Source organism: Pseudomonas sp. HLMP (genome assembly GCF_046365545.1).
GTDB classification, from domain to species: Bacteria; Pseudomonadota; Gammaproteobacteria; order Pseudomonadales; family Pseudomonadaceae; genus Aquipseudomonas; species Aquipseudomonas guariconensis_B.
Genome location: NZ_JBDLLR010000001.1, coordinates 2,167,405 through 2,187,655, shown reverse-complemented (window position 1 = coordinate 2,187,655; position 20,251 = coordinate 2,167,405). Strand labels below are relative to the sequence as shown.

General features: G+C 64.8%; 20 protein-coding genes. All 20 read right to left on the bottom strand.

Going from position 1 to position 20,251, the window contains the following annotated elements:
• Nucleotides 1-2 precede the first annotated feature (2 nt).
• The 20 genes from fliM to ABFA30_RS10190 all read right to left on the bottom strand — a co-directional run bounded on the left by fliM (nt 3) and on the right by ABFA30_RS10190 (nt 20,237).
• The gene (gene fliM / locus ABFA30_RS10285; RefSeq protein ID WP_225789295.1) at nt 3-971 is read right to left on the bottom strand and encodes a flagellar motor switch protein FliM; all 969 of its coding nucleotides are present in this window, start codon (nt 969-971) and stop codon (nt 3-5) included.
• A gap of 9 nt (nt 972-980) precedes the next feature.
• A complete protein-coding gene (fliL, locus tag ABFA30_RS10280) occupies nt 981-1,478 on the bottom strand; it encodes a flagellar basal body-associated protein FliL (RefSeq protein ID WP_225789296.1) in 498 nt (165 codons plus the stop codon).
• Between the two features lie 130 nt (nt 1,479-1,608).
• Nucleotides 1,609-2,862 carry a flagellar hook-length control protein FliK gene (locus ABFA30_RS10275; protein ID WP_410045399.1) on the bottom strand — a complete coding sequence of 418 codons (1,254 nt, stop codon included), beginning with the start codon at nt 2,860-2,862 and terminating at the stop codon, nt 1,609-1,611.
• 71 nt (nt 2,863-2,933) lie between these two features.
• Nucleotides 2,934-3,272 carry an Hpt domain-containing protein gene (locus ABFA30_RS10270; protein ID WP_253104454.1) on the bottom strand — a complete coding sequence of 113 codons (339 nt, stop codon included), beginning with the start codon at nt 3,270-3,272 and terminating at the stop codon, nt 2,934-2,936.
• 70 nt (nt 3,273-3,342) lie between these two features.
• Nucleotides 3,343-5,034, bottom strand: a complete 1,692-nt coding sequence (locus ABFA30_RS10265; RefSeq protein ID WP_410045398.1) for a SpoIIE family protein phosphatase — start codon at nt 5,032-5,034, stop codon at nt 3,343-3,345.
• Between the two features lie 8 nt (nt 5,035-5,042).
• On the bottom strand, nt 5,043-5,348 hold the full coding sequence (locus ABFA30_RS10260; RefSeq protein WP_225789300.1) for an STAS domain-containing protein: 306 nt from the start codon (nt 5,346-5,348) through the stop codon (nt 5,043-5,045).
• A 172-nt stretch (nt 5,349-5,520) separates the two neighbouring features.
• Nucleotides 5,521-5,973, bottom strand: coding sequence for a flagellar export protein FliJ (fliJ, locus tag ABFA30_RS10255; RefSeq protein WP_253081042.1), 453 nt, complete (start codon nt 5,971-5,973; stop codon nt 5,521-5,523).
• Nucleotides 5,974-5,979: 6 nt separating this feature from the next.
• On the bottom strand, nt 5,980-7,338 hold the full coding sequence (gene fliI, locus ABFA30_RS10250) for a flagellar protein export ATPase FliI (RefSeq protein WP_253104439.1): 1,359 nt from the start codon (nt 7,336-7,338) through the stop codon (nt 5,980-5,982).
• Entirely contained in the window at nt 7,328-8,095 is a 768-nt protein-coding gene (gene fliH / locus ABFA30_RS10245) for a flagellar assembly protein FliH (protein ID WP_225789303.1), read from the bottom strand. The genes fliI and fliH overlap by 11 nt, the downstream gene beginning before the upstream one ends.
• 107 nt (nt 8,096-8,202) lie before the next feature.
• On the bottom strand, nt 8,203-9,222 hold the full coding sequence (fliG, locus tag ABFA30_RS10240) for a flagellar motor switch protein FliG (protein WP_225789304.1): 1,020 nt from the start codon (nt 9,220-9,222) through the stop codon (nt 8,203-8,205).
• The gene (gene fliF, locus ABFA30_RS10235; protein WP_225789305.1) at nt 9,215-10,993 is read right to left on the bottom strand and encodes a flagellar basal-body MS-ring/collar protein FliF; all 1,779 of its coding nucleotides are present in this window, start codon (nt 10,991-10,993) and stop codon (nt 9,215-9,217) included. Before fliF ends, fliG begins: the two co-directional genes overlap by 8 nt.
• A gap of 14 nt (nt 10,994-11,007) precedes the next feature.
• Complete coding sequence (gene fliE / locus ABFA30_RS10230; protein WP_225789306.1) at nt 11,008-11,340, bottom strand: flagellar hook-basal body complex protein FliE; 333 nt, start codon at nt 11,338-11,340, stop codon at nt 11,008-11,010.
• A gap of 163 nt (nt 11,341-11,503) precedes the next feature.
• On the bottom strand, nt 11,504-12,877 hold the full coding sequence (locus ABFA30_RS10225; RefSeq protein WP_225789307.1) for a sigma-54-dependent transcriptional regulator: 1,374 nt from the start codon (nt 12,875-12,877) through the stop codon (nt 11,504-11,506).
• Entirely contained in the window at nt 12,877-14,094 is a 1,218-nt protein-coding gene (locus ABFA30_RS10220; RefSeq protein ID WP_410045397.1) for a sensor histidine kinase, read from the bottom strand. Before ABFA30_RS10220 ends, ABFA30_RS10225 begins: the two co-directional genes overlap by 1 nt.
• A gap of 884 nt (nt 14,095-14,978) precedes the next feature.
• Entirely contained in the window at nt 14,979-16,454 is a 1,476-nt protein-coding gene (fleQ, locus tag ABFA30_RS10215) for a transcriptional regulator FleQ (RefSeq protein WP_225789309.1), read from the bottom strand.
• Nucleotides 16,455-16,620: 166 nt separating this feature from the next.
• Nucleotides 16,621-16,917, bottom strand: coding sequence for a flagellar protein FliT (locus ABFA30_RS10210; RefSeq protein ID WP_225789310.1), 297 nt, complete (start codon nt 16,915-16,917; stop codon nt 16,621-16,623).
• A 13-nt stretch (nt 16,918-16,930) separates the two neighbouring features.
• Entirely contained in the window at nt 16,931-17,326 is a 396-nt protein-coding gene (gene fliS / locus ABFA30_RS10205) for a flagellar export chaperone FliS (RefSeq protein WP_225789311.1), read from the bottom strand.
• A 132-nt stretch (nt 17,327-17,458) separates the two neighbouring features.
• Complete coding sequence (gene fliD, locus ABFA30_RS10200) at nt 17,459-18,874, bottom strand: flagellar filament capping protein FliD (RefSeq protein WP_410045396.1); 1,416 nt, start codon at nt 18,872-18,874, stop codon at nt 17,459-17,461.
• A gap of 79 nt (nt 18,875-18,953) precedes the next feature.
• Nucleotides 18,954-19,313, bottom strand: coding sequence for a flagellar protein FlaG (locus tag ABFA30_RS10195; RefSeq protein ID WP_410045395.1), 360 nt, complete (start codon nt 19,311-19,313; stop codon nt 18,954-18,956).
• 72 nt (nt 19,314-19,385) lie between these two features.
• Nucleotides 19,386-20,237, bottom strand: a complete 852-nt coding sequence (locus ABFA30_RS10190) for a flagellin domain-containing protein (RefSeq protein WP_368816012.1) — start codon at nt 20,235-20,237, stop codon at nt 19,386-19,388.
• Nucleotides 20,238-20,251 lie beyond the last annotated feature (14 nt).

Genomic DNA, 20,251 nt, shown 5'->3' with positions numbered 1-20,251 from the left:
CGTCAGCGGCGTTCGATCGGATCGATGATCTGCAGCGACAGGGTGCCCTTGTGCGAGCCCAGCCGCGCCTTGAACGACGGTACGCCATTGGCGCGCAGCACCAGGTGCTCGGGCAACTCCACCGGGATCACGTCGCCCGGCTGCATGTGCAGGATGTCGCGCAGCTTCAGCTGGCGACGGGCCACGGTGGCCGAGAGCGGCACGCTGACATCCAGCACGTCCTCGCGCAGGGCCTTGACCCAGCGCTCGTCCTGGTCGTCCAGGTCGGACTGGAAACCGGCGTCGAGCATTTCCCGCACCGGCTCGATCATCGAGTACGGCATGGTCACGTGCAGGTCGCCACCGCCACCGTCGAGTTCGATGTGGAAGGTCGACACCACCACCGCCTCGCTCGGCCCGACGATGTTAGCCATGGCCGGGTTGACCTCGGAATTGATGTACTCGAAGTTGACCGGCATGATCGCCTGCCAGGCTTCCTTGAGGTCGACGAAGGCCTGGTCCAGCACCATGCGCACCACGCGCAGCTCGGTGGGAGTGAACTCGCGGCCCTCGATCTTGGCGTGGCGACCATCGCCGCCGAAGAAGTTGTCCACCAGCTTGAACACCAGCTTGGCGTCGAGGATGAACAACGAGGTACCGCGCAACGGCTTGATCTTGACCAGGTTCAGGCTGGTGGGCACGTACAACGAGTGCACGTACTCGCCGAACTTCATCACCTGCACGCCCCCGACCGCCACGTCGGCGGAGCGGCGCAACAGGTTGAACATGCTGATGCGGGTGTAGCGGGCGAAGCGCTCGTTGATCATCTCCAGGGTCGGCATGCGACCGCGCACGATCCGATCCTGGCTGGTCAGGTCGTAGCTCTTGACGCTGCCGGGCTCGACAACGCTTTCGGTCTGTACCAGCCCATCGTCGACCCCGTGCAACAGGGCATCGATCTCATCCTGGGACAGCAGGTCCTGCACGGCCATTTCGGGCTCCTACTGCAATACGAAATTGGTGAACAGCAGCTGGTCGACGACCGGCCTGCCGACTTCCTTCTGCGCTACTTCCTGGACCACCGCGGTGGCCTTCTGGCGCAGCATCTCCTGCCCCACCGCGCTGCTGGCCAGGGTGTCGAAGCCCTGGCCTGAGAACATCATGACCAGGTTGTTGCGGATGACCGGCATGTGCACCTTGAGCGCGTCCAGGTCGGCCTGGTTGCGCCCTTGCAGGGTGATGCTCACCTGCATGTAGCGCTGCCGGCCGTTCTGGTTGAAGTTGACCACGAAGGCGGGGGCCAGGGGCTCGTAGATCGCCGCTGGCTTGGCATTGGTCTGGGCCGGGTCGGCGGCGGGTGCCGACTCGCTTTTGTGCATGACGAACCAGGTGGCACCCACCGACAGGCCGACCGCCAGCAACAGGGCCAGCACCAGCAGCAGGATCAGTTTGAGTTTGCCTTTGGTGGCGGGGTCTTTGACTGCTTCGCTCTTGGCCATGCCAATAATCCGTCGTCCATTGGGGTTTCACAGGAGAATGACGTGGCTTGAGCAAGTGTTATGCCAGATTTATCGCAGGGGGTGTCGACCAACCGGGAGCTTGCCCCGCAGACGGATCGCCGCAATCGATTCAAGCGTAGTAATCGACCGCACTGTCACCGACGACCACCTGCCGCTCCACCGGCCGCGTGGCATCGGCCAGCTCGTCGGCCTCCCCACCGGCCTCGGCGGCCCGGCGCGCGGCGACGCCGGACAGGCTCGAGCTCTCCTGCTGCCCCTGCTGTTGCTGCTGGCCACGGGACTGGTCGGCGACGTTGACGTCAGGCTGGGCCAGGCCCTGCTGGGCGAACAGCTCGCGCAGGCGGTGCACCTGGCTGTCGAGGGCATCGCGCACGCCGGCATGACCGCTGATGAAGGTCACCTGGGTGGACTGGTCCGTCGCCACGTTGACGCGGATATCGAGGCGCCCGAGTTCGGCGGGCTCGAGCTGGATGTCGGCCGACTTGAGGTTCTGGCTGGACAGGTACATGACCCGGTTGACCAACCCCTCGGCCCAGGCGTTCTGGTTCATCGGCAGCGGCTGGTGCAGGGGGGTGGCCGGCATGGCGTTGGCGGCCTTCGGCGTGGCGGCCTGGGTCAGGCTGGCCAGGCGGTTGGCGAAATCGTCGACGCGGGTGTCGCTGCTGGCGCTCTTGAGGTCCTTGAGGCCATCGTCGAGCAGGTTGTCGAATGCCTTGCCGCCCGGCTCCGACTCTCCAGCTTCATCGACCAGGTTCGCCAAGGTATTGACGGCTCCCCGGCCATCGTCGGCCTGGGCCTGGCGCTCGTCAGCCCGGCTGGCATGGGCGCAGGTGGTGCCCTTGGCCTGGGCATTCTGCTCCAGGGCCAGGCGCAGGGCTGGCAGGTCGGCCAAGGGGTCAGCCTGCGGGTCGAAATCTTCGGACGCCTGCTCGGTAGCCGTCGATGCGTCTGCTGGCTGGGCCGCCTGCAGGGCAGGCGCCACGGCCTCGGCCTGGGCCTGAATCAGCTGCGCGCCGGGTTGCGCATCGGTGACCTGGCCCGCCACCAGGCGAGCATCGAGCGAGCCCGGGCCATCGGCTTCAGCGGTTTCGCCAGCCTGGTCGGTGGCCGGCAAGTTCTTGCCGCCTTTGGCAACGGCTGCCCCCTTGCCATCATCCTGCTTGCCGCCCGACGCCGCCTCGGGCCTGTCCTTCGGCTTGGCCTGGACGGGCTTGTCGTCACGCCCCTGGCGGGCCATGACCTGGTCGAAGCCAGTGCCCTGCCCGCCCGCGCCCTGCTGCGGCTTGTCCACCACGCTGGCAGCCGAGCGCGACGGCTTGTCCATGACACTGGCTTGCAACAAAGGATTGGGTGCGACAGGCATTGAAAGGTCTCCGCGCCGGAAATCGTGAAATCGTCCGGGCAAAGACAGGCAAGACTCGCGCCAGGTTTCCCTCAGCTGGCGGAAATCCGTTCTCGCTCGTCGCGGTAGAAGCGCTGGACCTCCTGATATTCCTGGTCGATGCGGTTGACCAGGTCCTCGATGCCATACAGCGGCCGCTGCCGCGCCCGCTCCTCGAGCTGGCGGCACAGTTCGGCCAGGCCAACGGCGCCCATGTTGCTGCTGCTGCCCTTGAAGCTGTGCGCGGCAAGGCCCAGCTCATCGGCGTTCCTGGCTTCGTGCAACTGGCTCAGGCGCCGCTCGGAATCCTCGAGGAAGGTTTCCAGCAATTGCAGGTAGCCGTCTTCCATGACCTCCTGCAGGTCGGTGAGCACCTTGTGATCGATATGCATGTCCACGTACTTGTTCACTCCTTGATCAAGCTTGATTATGCCCCAGCCTGCGTGGCAGTTCGCCACCCATTCACCAGAAAAACATCACCCGTGCGCAACGGCCACCGTCGAGCCACTCGGCCCCCTGGCTAAGGCGCCGGACCATGTTCAGGCCGCGGCCGCTGAGCCTGTGCGCCGTCATCGAGCGCGCCAGTTCCCGCGCCACGTCGAAGCCGGCACCACTGTCGCCGACCTCGATCGTCAGACGCCCGCCACAGGGCTGTGGTTCCACCTTCATGACGATCTGCACGAACCCCTCGGCCAGTTGCGCCAGGCGCCGGTCGCGCTCGCGATAGTAATCGGCAAAACCCTGGGCGTCGCACTTGAGCCGCGAGTCCAGGCCCAGCACCCCGTGCTCCAAGGCATTGGCGTACAGTTCGCTGAGCACGCTGTGCAGCGCCCCACCATGCGATCGCAACCCCTGGACTTCCTGCAGCAGTTGCACAAGGTAGGGCACCGGGTTGAACCGTTTCAAGCTGTCGGCACGCAATTCGAAGCGCATCGACCACGCCAGCGGGCCGGAGTGCCCACCACCGCCAGGGGCCACGGCCAGCGGGGGCGGCGGTACTGGCTCGCTCATGCGGATATCGCACAGGCTGATATCGTCCCGGGGGCGCCCGCCGAACCGCTCCAGGGCCAGCATCACCTCGTCGAACAGCCGGGCCGGATCCCGGTTGTCGGCCAGCACCTGGCGCAGGCGCTGCACGCCGAACAGCCGCTCCTGCGCGTCAGCGGTATCGACGACACCGTCGGACAACAGGAACAAGCGTTCGCCCACCGCCAGCGGCAGCACTTCGGTACTGTCGTCGAAGCGCTCGGGGGCCAGGATCCCCAGCGGCAGATGGCGGGACACCAACGTCGAAAGCACCTCGCCAGCCGCGGACAAGCGGTAGCCGTCAGGCATGCCGCCGTTCCACACCTGCACCGTGCCGCGCTGGAAACTCAGTTCGAGCAACAGCGCGCAGCAGAACATGTCCACCGGCAGCGTGCGCTTGAGCCGGGCGTTCATCTCCCGCAGCATCTCGCCCAGGCCATAGCCTTTGGCTGTCATGCCATGGAACACCTCGGCCAGGGGCATGGCCCCGACCGCGGCAGGCAGGCCATGGCCGGTGAAATCGCCGAGCAGCACGTGCATGTCGCCACAAGGGGTGTAGGCCGCCAGCAGCAGGTCGCCGTTGAACAGGGCGTAGGGCGATTGCAGGTAGCGGATGTTCGGCGCCTGCAGGCAGCCGGAATGGGCCACCTTGTCGAACACGGCCTTGGCCACGCGCTGCTCGTTGAGCAGGTGGTGATGGTGGCGGGCGATCTGGTCCCGTTGCTCCAGCACCGTGGCCTGCAGCCGGCGCAAGCGGTCCATGGCACGGATCTTGGCGCCGAGGATCACCGCACTGTAGGGCTTGGCCATGAAATCGTCGCCGCCAGCCTCCAGGCAGCGCACCAGAGCCTGTTCTTCGTTCAGCGACGTAAGGAAGATGATCGGCACCAGCGCTTCGCCGGCCAGCGCCTTGATCTGCCGCGCAGCCTCGAAGCCGTCCATCACCGGCATCAGCGCGTCGAGCAGCACCAGTTGCGGGCGCCGCTCGGCGAACAGCGCCACGGCCTGCTCGCCGTTTTCCGCGGTGAACACCTCATGGCCCTGGCGCCGGACGATCTGCGCGAGCAGCATGCGGTCTGCCGCCCCGTCCTCGGCAACCAGCACGCTCAGCGCCCGTTCGGCCGGCATGTCGATACTCAACTGATGTCGAACAGCTTTTCGAAATTGGAAATGGCCAGGATCTTGCGCACGTCGGGGCTGGTGTTGATCACGCTGATGCAGGAGTCATCACCGCCTTCGTGGTCGCGCAGCAGCAGCAACATGCCCAGCGCCGAGCTGTCCAGGTAGGTGGCGTCCTTGAGGTCGACCACGACCGAGTTGGGCCGTACCGGTTGCCTTTCGTAGGCATTGCGAAATTCCTGATGCCTGCCGAAATCGAAGCGGCCTTTGACCTTGATCGTCAGCTTTTTATCGTCCTGGGAGAAATCGGATTCGACAGCCATGCCAGCGATTCCTTCGATGATGGCGAATACGACTTTTGAAGGTTTAGCAGGCATGGAGCGGGGTCGCAAGGCAGGGGCAGGACCGTTCGTGAGGTTCGTTGCCGGGCGGGTTTCAGAGAGGTCTCAGGGGCTTGCCGGCGATGGGGCGCGAAGCGGCCCCAGATGCTCACGGCTACAGATGCCCCTGGCGCGGCAGGCGCTGGGACAGCTCGTCGAGCAGCTTCTGCTCACGCTTGTCCTCGGCACGCCGGGCCTCGTCCCTATAGCGCTGCACCAGCTTGCGCAGGCCTTCGACCCGGGCATAGGCCTGCTGCCAGGTGTCGCGGGCACCGTTGAGGTTGTTCTGGTGCCAGGTCAGGCTCTGCCGCTGCTGGGTCATGGCCGCCTCCAGTTGCCCCAGGAAGCGCTGGTAGTTGACCAGCCAGCTGCCGTTGACCCCCTGCCCGCCACGGTTGATCCATTGCTGCTGGTAGTCCTCGCGAAAACGCTCAAGCTCGGCCAGCTTGGCCTGGGCCTGCACCACCTGCTGCTGGAAATGCCCCAGGCGCTGGGCAGCCTTGCGCTCGGCCTCCTCGGCCATTTCCACCACCGGCGCCAGGCGCGCCGCTCTGCTGGGCAGGGCCATGGGCTATCAACCGCCCGCCGGCGCGGCGAAGATACCGCCCAGCTGTTCGCGGCTCTGGGCCATGCCGACATTCTCGTCCAGCCCCTGGCGCAAGAAGCCCACCAGCTTGGACTGCAAGGCGATGGCCTGGTCCGTCTCTGGATCGCCGCCAGCCACGTAGGCGCCGACGCTGATCAGGTCGCGGCTCTGCGACAGGCGCGACCACAGCTGCTTGAACTTCTGCGCCTGGCACAGGTGATCGGCATCGACCACCTGGGGCATGACCCGGCTGATCGAAGCCTCGATATCGATGGCCGGATAGTGCCCTTCCTCGGCCAGGCGCCGGGACAGCACGAAGTGGCCATCCAGCACGCCCCGCGCCGAGTCGGCGATCGGGTCCTGCTGGTCGTCGCCTTCCGAGAGCACGGTATAGAACGCCGTGATCGAACCGCCTCCCGGCTCGCCATTGCCCGCCCGCTCCACCAGCTTGGGCAGCTTGGCGAAGACCGAAGGCGGATAGCCCCGGGTCGCCGGCGGTTCGCCGATGGCCAGGGCGATCTCGCGCTGGGCCTGGGCGAAACGGGTCAGCGAGTCCATCAGCAACAAGACGTTCTTGCCCTTGTCGCGGAAGTACTCGGCGATGCGCGTGCAATACATGGCCGCGCGCAAGCGCATCAGCGGTGCGTCGTCGGCTGGCGAGGCCACCACCACCGAGCGCTTTAGCCCCTCCTCGCCGAGGATGTGCTCGATGAACTCCTTGACCTCCCGGCCCCGTTCGCCGATCAGCCCGACCACGATGATCTCGGCCTCGGTGAAGCGGGTCATCATGCCCAGCAGCACCGACTTGCCCACGCCGGTACCGGCGAACAGGCCCAGGCGCTGGCCTCGGCCGACGGTGAGCAACCCATTGATGCTGCGGATGCCCACGTCGAGCGGCTGGCTGATGGGGTCGCGGTTGAGCGGGTTGATGACCGGCCCGTCCATCGGCACCCAGTCCTCGGCCTTCATCCCGCCCTTGCCGTCCAGCGCACGGCCGGCACCGTCGAGCACCCGGCCAAGCATGCTCATGCCCATGGGCAGGCGGCCGCTGTCGTCCAGCGGTACCACCCGCGCGCCCGGGGCGATGCCGGCGATGCTGCCGACCGGCATGAGGAACACCTTGCTACCGGAAAAGCCCATCACCTCGGCCTCCACCTGCACCGGGTGGTAGCTGTCGTCGTTGATCACCAGGCAGCGGCTGCCCACCGCCGCCCGTAGCCCCTCGGCTTCCAGGGTCAGGCCGACCATGCGCAGCAGGCGGCCCTCGACCAGCGGTTGCGCAGGCAACTTCACCGCCCCGGCATAGCTGCCCAGGCGCTTGCCGAAGCTGGTGCGGTCAAGGCGCATCGGGATTATCCAGTTCGATCGACAGGTCCGGCGCAGCCGGGTGCAGGGCCTGGTCGTGGAGCTGGTCGAACAGTTGCGCCACGGCCTTCTCGATCCGCGTTTCCATGGTCGCGTCGATGCGGCTGTGGGCGGTCTCGATACGGCAGCCCCCCGGCAGCAGCGATTCGTCTTCGAGCAGCTTCCAGCGTTCCTCGTGGCGTTCGCGCAGGGCCTTGGCCAGCTCGAAGTCCTGGGGGTTGAGGTGGATACGGATATTGTCGGCGCCCATCGGCAGCAGCTTGAGCGCCTCGCGCAGCACGTGGGTGATCTGGCTGGAGTCGCTGCGCAGCTCGCGGCCGATCACCTGCCGGGTCACGTGGGCGACCAGGTGCACCAGGGACTTCTCGATCTGCGTGTCCTGTTCGGCGATGGGCTCAAGCAGGTGGCCCATCAACCGCTCCAGGCTGTCCAGCTTGGCCGCCAGGGCGACCTCGGCCTCCTGGCGCACCTTCAACTGGGTGCTGTGGAAACCTTCGCGCTCACCGGTGGCGAAGCCTTCGTTATAGGCCTCCTGGCGGATGGCCTCGAGCTCCTCGAGGGTCAGCGGCTGGACCTCGTCCAGCGGCACCTCCTCGACTTCGTCCTCGACGACCTCAGGCACAGGTTCCGGCTCAGGTTCGGGCTCCGGCTCCGGATCGAAGCTGGGCAGCGGCCAGACATCGACGCCTTCGAGGTCACGAGCGCGGATCAGGTCGCTGGGATGTTCTTTGGTGGACATGCAAATGCCTGCTGGTGGAATCGGTTTTAGCGGCGTGCGTCAAGCTGCAAGCAAGAGCGGCAGCATGCGATCTGCTTTTTCTTGCCGCTTGAAGCGCGCCGCTTGGCTTAGATCATCTCCTCGGCACCCTTGCCGCCGAGCACGATCTCGCCGGCCTCGGCCATGCGCCGGGCGATGGTGAGGATTTCCTTCTGCGCCGCTTCCACGTCGCTGACCCGCACCGGGCCCTTGGCCTCCAGGTCGTCGCGCAGCAGCTCCGAGGCACGCTTGGACATGTTCTTGAAGATCTTGTCCTTGACCTTTTCGTCGGCGCCCTTGAGCGACACCACCAGCACGTCCGAGGACACCTCGCGCAGCAGCGCCTGGATGCCGCGGTCGTCGACGTCGGCCAGGTTGTTGAAGACGAACATCAGGTCTTCGATCTGCTCCGACAGGTCGTTGTCGATCTCGCGGATCGAGTCCATCAGTTGGCCTTCGACCGAGCTGTCGAGGAAGTTCATGATGTCGGCAGCACGCTTGATACCGCCCAGGGTGGTGCGCGCGGCATTGGAGTTGCCGGAGAACTGCTTCTCGAGGATCTGGTTCAGCTCCTTGAGCGCCGCAGGCTGTACGGTATTGAGCGACGACACGCGCAGGATGATGTCCAGGCGCACCTTGTGGTCGAAGTTGCTCAGCACCTCGCCGGCCTGGTCCGGATCGAGGTAGGCGACCACGATGGCCTGAATCTGCGGGTGCTCGTAGCGGATCACATCGGCCACGGCGCGTGGCTCCATCCACTTGAGGCTGTCCAGGCCGCTGGTGTTGCCACCGAGCAGGATGCGGTCGATCAGGCCGTTGGCCTTGTCCTCGCCGAGGGCCTGGTTGAGCATCTTGCGGATGTAGCCGTCGGAGCCCACGCCCAGGCTGGTCTGGTCGCCGACGATCTCGACGAACTCGCTCATCACCTGCTCGACCTGCTCGCGGTGGACGTTGCCCATCTGCGCCATGGCCACGCCGACCCGCTGCACTTCCTTGGGGCCCATGTGCCGCAACACCTGGGCGGCATCGGTCTCGCCCAGGGAGAGCAGCAGGATCGCCGCCTTGTCGACACGGCTCAGCTTGGCGGTAACGGCTCGGTTGTCACTCATCGGCGTTGATCCACTCTTTCACGACCTGGGCCACGCGGCCCGGATCCTCGGCCACCAGGCCCTTGATTGCGTTCAGCTGCGCCTCGTAGCCCTCGTTCGGGCTCGGCAACAGGATGCTTGTCGGGCCACCCAGGGTGACGCGGTCGTTGGCCAGCTCGCCATCCAGACCCATCATCCCGCCCAGTTCCATGTCGCTGTCGGCAGCGGCCTGCTTGCCACCGCCGGTGATGTTGTTGAGCACCGGCCGCAGCACGCCGAACACCAGCACCAGGATGAACAGCACGCCGAGCACCTGCTTGACGATGTCCCAGAACCACGGCTGCGAGTAGAACGGAATGTCGGCCAGCACCTCGCCCCGGTCGGCGGCGAACGGCACGTTGATCACGGTCACGCTGTCGCCACGGCTGGCGTCGAAGCCCACCGCATCCTGCACCAGGCGGGTGAAGCGTGCCAGGTCCTCGGCGCCCCAGGGCGCGCGGACGGCCTCGCCGGTGGCGGCGTCGAGCTTGACCTGGTCGTCCACCACCACCGCCACCGACAGGCGGGTCAGGCGCCCCTGCTGCTGGCGGGTGTGGCTGATGGAGCGGTCCAGCTCGAAGTTGCGAGTGGTTTGCAGGCGCTTATCGGCCGGATACGGCGCGAGCATCGGCTGGCCGGTGGCCGGGTCCATGATCTGCTGGCCGTTGGCGTCCACCAGCGGCTGGCCAGGCTGCACGGCACCGGCTGCCGGCGCGGCAGCGGTAGCATTTTCCGGCGCGGCGGCGCCGGCCGGCGGCTGGTTGCTCAGGGCGCCTGGCACGCCTTGCGGCGGCTGGCTGCTGGCGCGCTGCTCATTGACCGACTGCTCGCTGCGCAGGGCCGGCTGGTCGGGGTTGAACTGCTCGGAGGTGGACTCCACTGCGCTGAAATCGATGTCGGCGGACACCTCGGCCTTGTAGCGGTCATTGCCCAGCACCGGCTCGAGGATGTTGTGCACGCGCTGGGTGAGCATGCCTTCCATGCGGCGGCTGTAGTCGAACTGCTTGCCGGCCATGGTCAGGGCGGTGTCTTGCAACTGGTCGGAGAGCAGGTTGCCCTTCTGGTCGACCACGGTGACCTGGGACTTGTCCAGCTCCGGTACGCTGGTGGCCACCAGATTGACGATCGCCATCACCTGGCCGGCTTCCAGGGCGCGGCCGGGATACAGCTCGACCAGCACCGACGCGCTGGGCTTGCGCTCGTCACGCACGAATACCGAGCTCTTGGGGATCGCCAGGTGCACACGTGCGGCCTTGACGTTGTTCAGGCTGGCGACGGTGCGGGCCAGTTCACCCTCCAGGCCACGACGATAGCGGGTGGCTTCCATGAACTGGCTGGTGCCCAAGCCCTGGTCCTTGTCGAGGATCTCGAAACCGACATTGCCATCGCTCGGCGCCACGCCGGCGGCGGCCAGTTTCAGGCGCGCACGGGAAAGATCGTCGGCCTTGACCAGCAGCGCGCCGGAGTTGGGTTCGACGCGGTAGCCGATGTCAGCGGCCGACAGGGTCTCCATGACCTGCTTGGTGTCCATGCCCGCCAGGCTGCCGTACAGCGGCCGGTAGTCCGGCTGCTGCGACCAGAGCACCACGGCGAAGCCGATCGCCACGCTCGCCGCCAGGCCGACCAACAGGCCGACCTGCCGCAGCATGGGCATCTGCGAGATGTTTTCCAGGAACGCCATGCCGAACAGCGGCGGCTTGGCCGCTGGCGGGCCGCTCTTGGCGGGGGCGTTATCGACGACTGCTTCGGCCATGGCTCACTCTGTCCTCAAACCGGCATCTGCATGATGTCCTGGTACGCCTGGACCAGCTTGTTGCGCACCTGGGTCAGGGCCTGGAACGACACGGAAGCCTTCTGCGAAGCGATCATCACGTCAGTCAGGTCGACACCGCTCTTGCCGATCTCGAAGGCGTTGGCCAGTTGGTTGGAGGCCTGCTGGGTGTCATGCACCTTGTTGATGGCCTGGCCGAGCATGTCGGCGAAGCTGCTCTGCCCTGGCGCCAGCTCGGGGGCGGCAGAGGCCTTGGGCAGGGACATGGCATCGGCCTGCATGGCGCGCATGTCCAACATCAGACGATTGAATTCAACACCTTGGTTCATGAACTTCTCTCTCCGGCGGCCGCATTTTTTTGACGCTCATGCGGCGAATGCCTGGGTAAAGCAACAAGAGTGCCAGCCTGGGCTGGATTCGAACGGCGAGCGGCAAGCAAGAGCGGGCGTGCGTCGGACTGCTGTTGCTTGTAGTTGATAGCTCGTTGCCGCTTCAGCCGAACAGGCTGGCGTCGACGTCCAAGCCAGCATCGCGCATCTGGGCCAGCTTGTAGCGCAGGGTGCGCGGGCTGATGCCCAGGCGTTCGGCGGCTTCCTTGCGGCGGCCGCGCTCGGCGCGCAGGGTGTCGATGATCATCTGGAATTCGTGGCGGCGCATGTCGTCGCCCAGGGCGCCGACTTGCTGCGCCTCGACCGCCTGTGGCGTGACGGCCATTGGCGCGGGGGCCGACAAGGCAACAGCACCGCCCAGACAGAAATCCGCCGCTTCGATCACCCCGCCCTGCTGCAGGATCAGCGCCCGTTGCAGGGCGTTGTCGAGTTCGCGCACGTTGCCCGGCCAGGCATGGCTTACCAGACATGCGCGGGCGTCGGCAGACAGGCGCACTGGCGCGTGCTTCATCTTCGCCACATGGCGCGCCAGCAGGCGCTCGGCCAGCGGCAGGATATCGGCGCTGCGTTCGCGCAGCGGGCGCCAGGCCAGGGGGAAGACCGACAGGCGATAGTACAGGTCTTCGCGGAAACGCCCGGCCGCCACTTCGCCCGCCAGGTCGCGGTTGGTAGTGGCCAGCACGCGAATGTCCAGGGCGATCGGCTTGCGCCCGCCGACCCGCTCCACTTCCCGCTCCTGCAGCACGCGCAGGAGCTTGGCCTGCAGGCCAAGGGGCATCTCGGAGATCTCGTCGAGCAGCAGGGTGCCACCGTCGGCCTGCTCGAACTTGCCTTCCTGGGCGGCGATGGCGCCAGTGAAGGCGCCCTTCTCGTGGCCGAACAGCGTGGCTTCGAGCATGTTGTCGGGGATCGCCGCGCAGTTGATCGCCACGAAAGGCTGCGCTGCCCGTGGCGACTGCTGGTGGATGTAGCGCGCCAGGACTTCCTTGCCGGTGCCGGACTCACCGGAGATGAGCACGGTCGAGTCGCTGCGTGCCACCCGCGCCGCCAGCTCGAGCAATTGCCGGCTGGCCGGCTCGCAAGCCACCGGCCCTTCCTCATCGGCACCGCCCATGCGCCCAGCGGCATGCCGCTCCACCAGGCTGAGCAGGGCCTTGGGCTCGAACGGCTTGACCAAATAATCGACGGCGCCCTGGCGCATGGCCTCCACGGCACGTTCCACCGCCGCATGGGCGGTCATCAGCAGCACCGGCAACTGCGGGTGATGGCGGCGCAATTGGGCCAGCAACTGGTGGCCGTCCATACCCGGCATGTTCACATCGCTGACCACCAGGCTGAAGGACTCGCCAGCCACCGCTTCGAGCGCCGCCTCGGCGCTGCCCACGGCGTGGTAGGAGAAACCACCGATCTCCAGGGTATCGGCCAGGGCCTGACGCAGGACGCGATCGTCTTCGACCAGCAACACCTTGATGGCCATCACACGCCCCCTGCCCGGTCAGCGCCGATCAGCGGCAGCTCCACCCGCACGCAGGTGCCACGGCCCACCTTCGAGCGCACCTGCAGACTGCCCTGGTGCGCGCGCACCACAGCCTTGACCACCGCCAGCCCCAGGCCGGTGCCGGTGGCCTTGGTGGTCAGGAACGGCTCGCCCAGGCGCGCCAGCAATTCGGCGTCGATGCCGCAGCCGGCATCGCTGACGCACAGGTGCAGCGACTGCTCCCGGCGGTACAGGTGCACCTTGAGCCGCGCCGCCCCCTGGCTGGCCTGCAGGGCATTCTCGATCAGGTTGAGCAAGGCACCCACCAGGGTGTCGCGGCTGCACAGCAACTCGCCCAGGTGACTGTCGCACTGCCAACGCACCGCATGCCCCTGGACATGGGCCTGGGCCGCTTGCTGCAGGGCCTGGAACAATGCCTTCGGGCTCACCCGGTCGCCCAGCGGCAGCTCGCCACGGGCGAACACCAGCATGTCGCGGACCTGGTGCTCCAGCTCGTGCAGGCGCTCCTTGAGGTTGCCGGCGAACCGTTGGCGGGTTTCCTTCGGCAGGTCGTTTTCGCTATCGGCCAGGTGGCTGGCGTAGAGCATGGCCGCCGACAAGGGGGTACGGATCTGGTGGGCCAGGGAGGCGACCATGCGCCCCAGGGACGACAGGCGCTCGTGGCGCGCCAGCTGGTCTTGCAGGCGGCGGGTTTCGGTCAGGTCGTTGAGCAGCACCAGTTGCCCGGGCTCGGCGTCCAGCGAGCGCGTGGCGATGGACAGGCGTCGACCGTCGCGCAGGGACACTTCGTGGCCATCGTCCTTGCGCGGGGCGAAGCTGCGGGCGATCACCTGGCGCCACAGTTCGCCGACCAAGGGTTCGCCAAGCAGCTCGCACGCGGCGGGGTTGGCTTCGCGCACATAGCCTTGGCCATCGATCACGATCACGCCGCCTGGAAGCAGGTCCAGCAGGTTCTGCAGGCGGTTGGCCAGGCGTTCCTTCTCGCCCAGCTCGGCCATGCGCTGGGCGCTGACCACCGCCAGCTCGCCCTTGAGCTCGCTGACCCGCGCCTCGAGCATGCTGTAGGACGCGTTGAGCTGGCTGGACACCTGGTTGAACAGGGCGAACGCCTGCTCGAGGCCCTGTCGGCTTTCCTGCTCGACCAGGGTTCGGCCCTGCGGATCGGGGATTCGGGAAATGTGGGCGGCCTGGGGCATCGTGCTTTCTCGCGTGGCTGACCGTCATAAAACCGGTATGGTGCCAGCGGTGTAGCAATAGCCGTGCCGGGTGGGGGAGCGGGGGAACTTTCGGCTGACGGAGGAGCATGGATGTGTGGGCTGCTTTACCAATTACGCCCCTGACGGCCTCGGGGCAACACCGAACCCTAAGCGGGCTTGTCCGCGAATAGGCCACCTCATTCCACTGGCAGAGCTGTGCAATCCCTGGCACTACATTATTGGGATGGTGTGAATATCCATTCGCGGCGGCGATGCCACTGGCGCTTTTCGCCTTTACGGCGACCTACTTTTGCTCGCGGGACAGGTCCAGCAAAAACCGCCTGCTCCATCATACGGCCCCTACGCTGCGCTCCGGGGTTCCCTCGCGCCGGCATTGCTCCCGTGAGGACCGCGCTGACGGGCCGTCCTGGCCCGCAGCGCTTGACGGCCATCCATGGCCGTCACCTCACTACGCAATGCCTCTGCTCGGCCTCCTGAAGTCGCGATTGGCGGCGCCTGAGCTGGCGTGCGACAAGATCAAGAGCCGGGCAGGTCGCTGCGCGCCTGCTGGGGCAAGGCGGGGGCAAGGCAATGGCCTTTTGGTTGGCTGTTCCGGCCTATTCGCGGGCAAGCCCGCTCCCACAAGGGGTCGAGTCGATCACAGATGATGGGGCTTGCAGAGCCCCTGTGGGAGCCGGTTTACCGGCGATGGGCTGCAAGGCCGCCCCAGGCCTCGAAGGCTCTCACTGCTTCTCGGGACAATACCGAACCTGTGCAGACATTGCTCTAATGTCAGTCAAGCCTTCGATAACCGTCTTTGGGGCCGCTTCGCAGCCCTTGCAAACCCGATGGTGCAGTCAGGCGGTGTAACGCAGCGATCTGCGTCAACCTTCCGCCTGCTCTTCCCCATCCCGCCGGCTCATGCCGTACTTGCGCATCTTCTCCACCAAGGTGGTGCGGCGAATGCGCAAACGCTCCGCGGCTCGCGCGACGATGCCATTGGCGTCGTCCAGGGCCTGCTGGATCAGCCCTTGCTCCAGGCTGCCCAGGTAGTCCTTCAGGTCCAGTCCTTCAGGCGGCAACATGGCGTGGCCTGCGAAGTTCGGGGTATTGCCGTTGATCGCCACGCGCTCTTCCAGGTCGCTGCGCAGGCTGTCGACCAATTGCTCGTCTTCATCGTCGATGTAGCGGAATTTCTTCGGCAGCTCGGAAACGCCGATCACCCCGTACGGATGCATGATCGCCATGCGCTCGACCAGGTTGGCCAACTCACGCACGTTACCCGGCCAGCCATGGCGGCACAGCGACATGATCGCGGCCGAATTGAAGCGGATCGAGCCCCGCTTCTCGTGCTCCATGCGCGAGATCAGCTCGTTCATCAACAGCGGGATATCCTCGACCCTCTCGCGCAATGGCGCCATCTCGATGGGGAAGACGTTCAGGCGGTAGTACAGGTCCTCGCGGAAAGCCCCCTCCTCGATCATCGTCTCGAGGTTCTTGTGGGTCGCGGCGATGATGCGTACGTCGATGCTCTGGGTCTTGTTGCTGCCGACCCGCTCGAAGGTACGCTCCTGCAGCACGCGCAGCAGCTTGACCTGCATCGGCAACGGCATGTCGCCGATCTCGTCGAGGAACAGGGTGCCGCCATTGGCCAACTCGAAACGCCCGGCCCGGCTGGTGATCGCCCCGGTGAAGGCACCCTTCTCGTGGCCGAACAGCTCGCTCTCGAGCAACTCGGCCGGGATCGCCCCGCAGTTGACCGGCACGAACGGCGCCTCGCGGCGTTTGGAATGGTAGTGCAGGTTGCGCGCCACCACTTCCTTGCCGGTCCCGGACTCACCCAGGATCAGCACGCTGGCGTCGGTGTCGGCCACCTGCTGCATCATCTGCCGCACATGCTGGATCGCCCGGCTGGTGCCTACCAGGCTGCGGAACAGGTTCGTCTCGCGCTGGCGGCCGCGCTCGCGAGCCTGGTCGTACATCTCGCGATAGACCTGGGCACGGTGCAGGGAGTCGAGCAACTGGCTGTAGCTCGGCGGCATCTCGAGGTTCGACAGCACCCGGCGTCGCAGGTCCTCGGGGAACTCCGCAGAAGAAATTTCACCTAAAAGCAGAACCGGAAGGAACTCATCCCACCCAGCCACTGTCTTAAGCAGCCCCAGGAGACTTGCCGGAGCATTCACAGTCCCGATCAGCACGCACAGCACTTCACGACTGGAAGACAACGACTCGACCACCTGCTGCCAATCCAGGCTGGAGCAGGAGAGGTTTTCCTCGCCGAGGAAATTCAGGACCACCGCCAGATCGCGGCGGCGTTCGCTGTCGTCATCGATCAAGAGGATCTTGGTTTCACGCCACATGCGTTAGGAACTTCCCTAGTCATTTCGACGCCCGAGGGCGTGCTCGACATCATTCCGACTGAATGATCCAGTGCTCGGACGTCTGAATTTGCGAAAACAGTCACTAGTTAAGTTAAAAAAACGCACACTGTCAAATTAATGGCGCGTTTTTCTATACCGTCCAGCGTCAGCTGAACAAATGGTATACCTTTGCGGCATTTTTCGCCTGACGAATCTGCGTCATCTCGTCGACTATCGATTGACGTTCACCACTTGCAATTTCAATGAGTTGCCGATAAACGCCGAGCAGCTGCTCTAGACTGCCCCTTACCGCTTCCTCATTGAGCGAGGCTTCGACCAGCACCTCATCGACACACAGCCGGCACTCGAGATCGAGCTCGCCAATCGTATCCCAATCCCGACTATCCAGTGCCGCCAGCAGCGCCTCACGGGTCTGCTCTATACGCTCGATCACCTCGCTCATGGCAATCTCCCAATCAGATGGATGGCGACGGGTCGCCAATCGCGTCCCAGCCTTCCTTGACCGTGATCAGCAGGCGCGCCACTTCATCGATGATCGCCGGATCGTTTTGCACGTTGGCCTCGACCAGGCGCCGGCTCATGTAGGTATATAGGCTGTCCAGGTCGGCCAGGCTGTCGGCATGGTTTTCCAGATCCAACCCTTCGCGCAGGCCGCCGATGATGTCGATGGCCTTGCCGATCAGGATGCCGCGCTGGGCGATATCGTTGCGCGCCATGGCGCCCTTGGCCTGGGCCAGGCGATCGAGCCCGCCTTGCATGAGCATCTGCACCAGACGGTGCGGGCTGGCCTCGGAGGTCTGCGCCACACCATTGACTTTCTGGTACTGCCGAAGGGCCAACATCGGGTTCATGGATCTACCTCGTTGCAGCGAAAAGGTTGCGTATACCTGTGTATCGTCGGTACGTCAAAAAACTTTAGCGGGGAAGCAAAAAGCCCGGCGCGTCGAACGTGACGCTGCCGGGCTTTTGGCACCAGGTGTCGATCAGGACTTCTTGGCTTGGGCGTTGATCGCTTCGAAGATCGAGGTGATCTGGTCGGCCTGGGCTTTCATCTTGCCCAGGGCGGTGTCCAGGGCGACGTACTTCTTGGTCAGGGACTCGGTCAACGATTCGGTACGGCGGTCCAGGGCAGCCTGTTGATCGGACAGGTTCTTGGCGGCCTTGTCCAGGTTGGACTTGCGCGTCGCCAGACTGCCATCGGTCTTGTTATACGGATCGATGGCCTTGTTCATCCGCTCGAAGACACCGTTGCTGCCAGTGAACAACTCCTGGATCTCGGGGCCGAGCTTCTTGTCGTTCAGCGCCGCCGTGAACTTGGTACTGTTGAACTCAAGAGTACCGTCCTTCTGGGTATTGATGCCCAGCTGGCTCAGGGAAGTGAGTTTATCGCCAGAGCCGACTTCGCTCAGCACCTTGCGAATGTCACCTACCAGGGAACGAGCGGTCGGATCGTTGCTCAGCGGACCGAGCACCAGGTTGTCGTTTTCGTCGCGACTGCTGGTGGTCAGCGAGGTGATCGCCTTCTGCAGCGTGTTGTAGGCATCGACGAAACTCTGTACCGACTTCTTCAGGCCGTCGTTGTCCGCGGCGATGGTAAGCGCCGTCGGCGAACGACTACCGTCGGCGGCCTTGGCACTGACGCCCGTGAGTTCGAGCGTCATGCCGCTGATGGCGTCGCTGACGGTATTGCTCGCGCTCTTGACCTTCAGGCCATCGATGGTCAGCTCGGCATCCTGGGCCAGGGCGGTGATATAGCCCGCCCCCGTACCGGACATCTGTGCAGTGCCGTCGATTTCCAACTCAGCAATGCCGCTTACGGAAATATCGGTGCCGGCGCCGGTAGTGGTGGAGCTGAACACGAGCCGTGCGCCACCTTCCTCGTTGACGATGTTGGCGGAGATGCCGCTGGCGCCCAGCTCCTTGTTGATCTGGTCACGCACGCTCTGCAGCGTGGCGCCGCTGGCCACATCGACCTTGTAGGTCTTGCCACCCTGGCTGATGGTCATTTCGCCTGCGGTGATCGCGGAAGTGGCTCCCCCGGCGAACTGCTGGCTGGCGACCTTGGAGCCGGTGGCCAACTGGTTGACGACGATGTCGTACTTGCCCGCCACCGCACTATTGCTCGACTTGACCTTGATGACCGACTCGTTGGCGGAAGTCGCCACATAGGCGTTGAAGGCAGGCGCGCTCTTGTCGTTAAGCTTCTTCATGGCATCCTGGAACGCCGTGAGGGCACTGCGCAGCGCACCGATCCCCGAGATCATCGCACTGTTGTTGCTGGTCTGGCGCTTGATCTGCGCCTGCTTCGCTGCAGTGTCGGACTCGACCAGAGCCTTGACGATCCCGGAGATATCGAGACCGGAACCCAGGCCAGTGGAGGAAGTAATCGGGCTTGCCATGCTGTTGTCCCTCTCATTTAACGCGTCAGCTCCGCTCCTGCAAGACTGACATGAATCACATCATTTCGCTCGCCGCCGGTCAGACTTTAGCGTCGAACAGAACACTCTTGACATCGCTCAGGCTGCGGGCGATCCGCAGGGCCTCTTCCGAGGGAATCTGGCGAATCAGCTCGCCCGTGTCGCTGGCGACGACCCTGACAACGATCTTGCCTGAGTCCTCATCAGTAGAGAACTCCAGGTTGCGTCGGCTCTCTTTCAGGAACTTCTCGATCTCCGAGACAGCATCCTTGACCTTGTCTGCCCCCTGCGCTTCGACAGGGCCTTTCTTTTCACCATCGCCGGAAGCATCAGTGGCCAACCGGGCAACCGGATTTTCGGCAACCTGCTCGGCTGAACGCGCAGCCGGGTAAGACAGGTTCAGTTTGACACTCATGTCCATGTCCTGCACCTCACAATGAAAAGGCGGGGAAGCGCCGCGCGTGCACTTCCCCGCCGAGAACTGTCAGGCAAATTAGCCCAGCAGCTTCAGGACTGCCGACGGCAGCTGGTTGGCCTGGGCCAGAACCGAGGTCGAAGCTTGCTGCAGGGTCTGCTGCTTGGTCAGCTGGGCAGTTTCAGCAGCGAAGTCAGTGTCCTGTACGCGGCCACGAGCGGCTTCGGCGTTCTCATTGATGTTTTGCAGGTTGTTGATGGTGCTGGTCAGACGGTTCTGGGCGGCACCCAGGTCGGCACGGGTGGTGTTGATCTTCTGCAGAGCGTCGTCGATCGCAGCGACGGCAGCGGAGAAGTTGGTTTCCGCATCGGCGCTGTCGGTACCCAGGATGTTGATGGTGCCCGAACCAACGCCCAGGGCATCGGCATCCATGCTGTCGGTCAGGGTGATGGTGATCTGGTTCTCGGAACCACCATTGGAACCGACCTGGAAGGTCATCGCGCTGGCAGTACCGTCGAGCAGGTTCTTGCCGTTGAGCTGGGTGCTATTGGCAATACGGCTCAGCTCGTCGGACATCTGGGCGAATTCTTTGTTCAGAGCTTCGCGGTCCTGGGCGCTGTTGGAATCGTTACGGGACTGGACGGCCAGCTCACGCATACGCTGCAGGATGTTGGTCTGCTCTTGCATCGCACCTTCAGCGGTCTGGGCGATGGAGATACCGTCGTTGGCGTTTTTGATCGCCATGGTCTGACCACGGATCTGCGAGGTCATGCGAGTAGCGATCTGCAAGCCGGCGGCATCGTCCTTGGCGCTATTGATCTTCAGGCCGGAAGACAGGCGAGTCATAGAAACGGCCAGAGCGTCGGAAGCGCGGTTCAGGTTCTTCTGAACGCCCAGCGAAGTGGTGTTGGTGTTTACAGTCAAAGCCATGACGAATTCCTCGT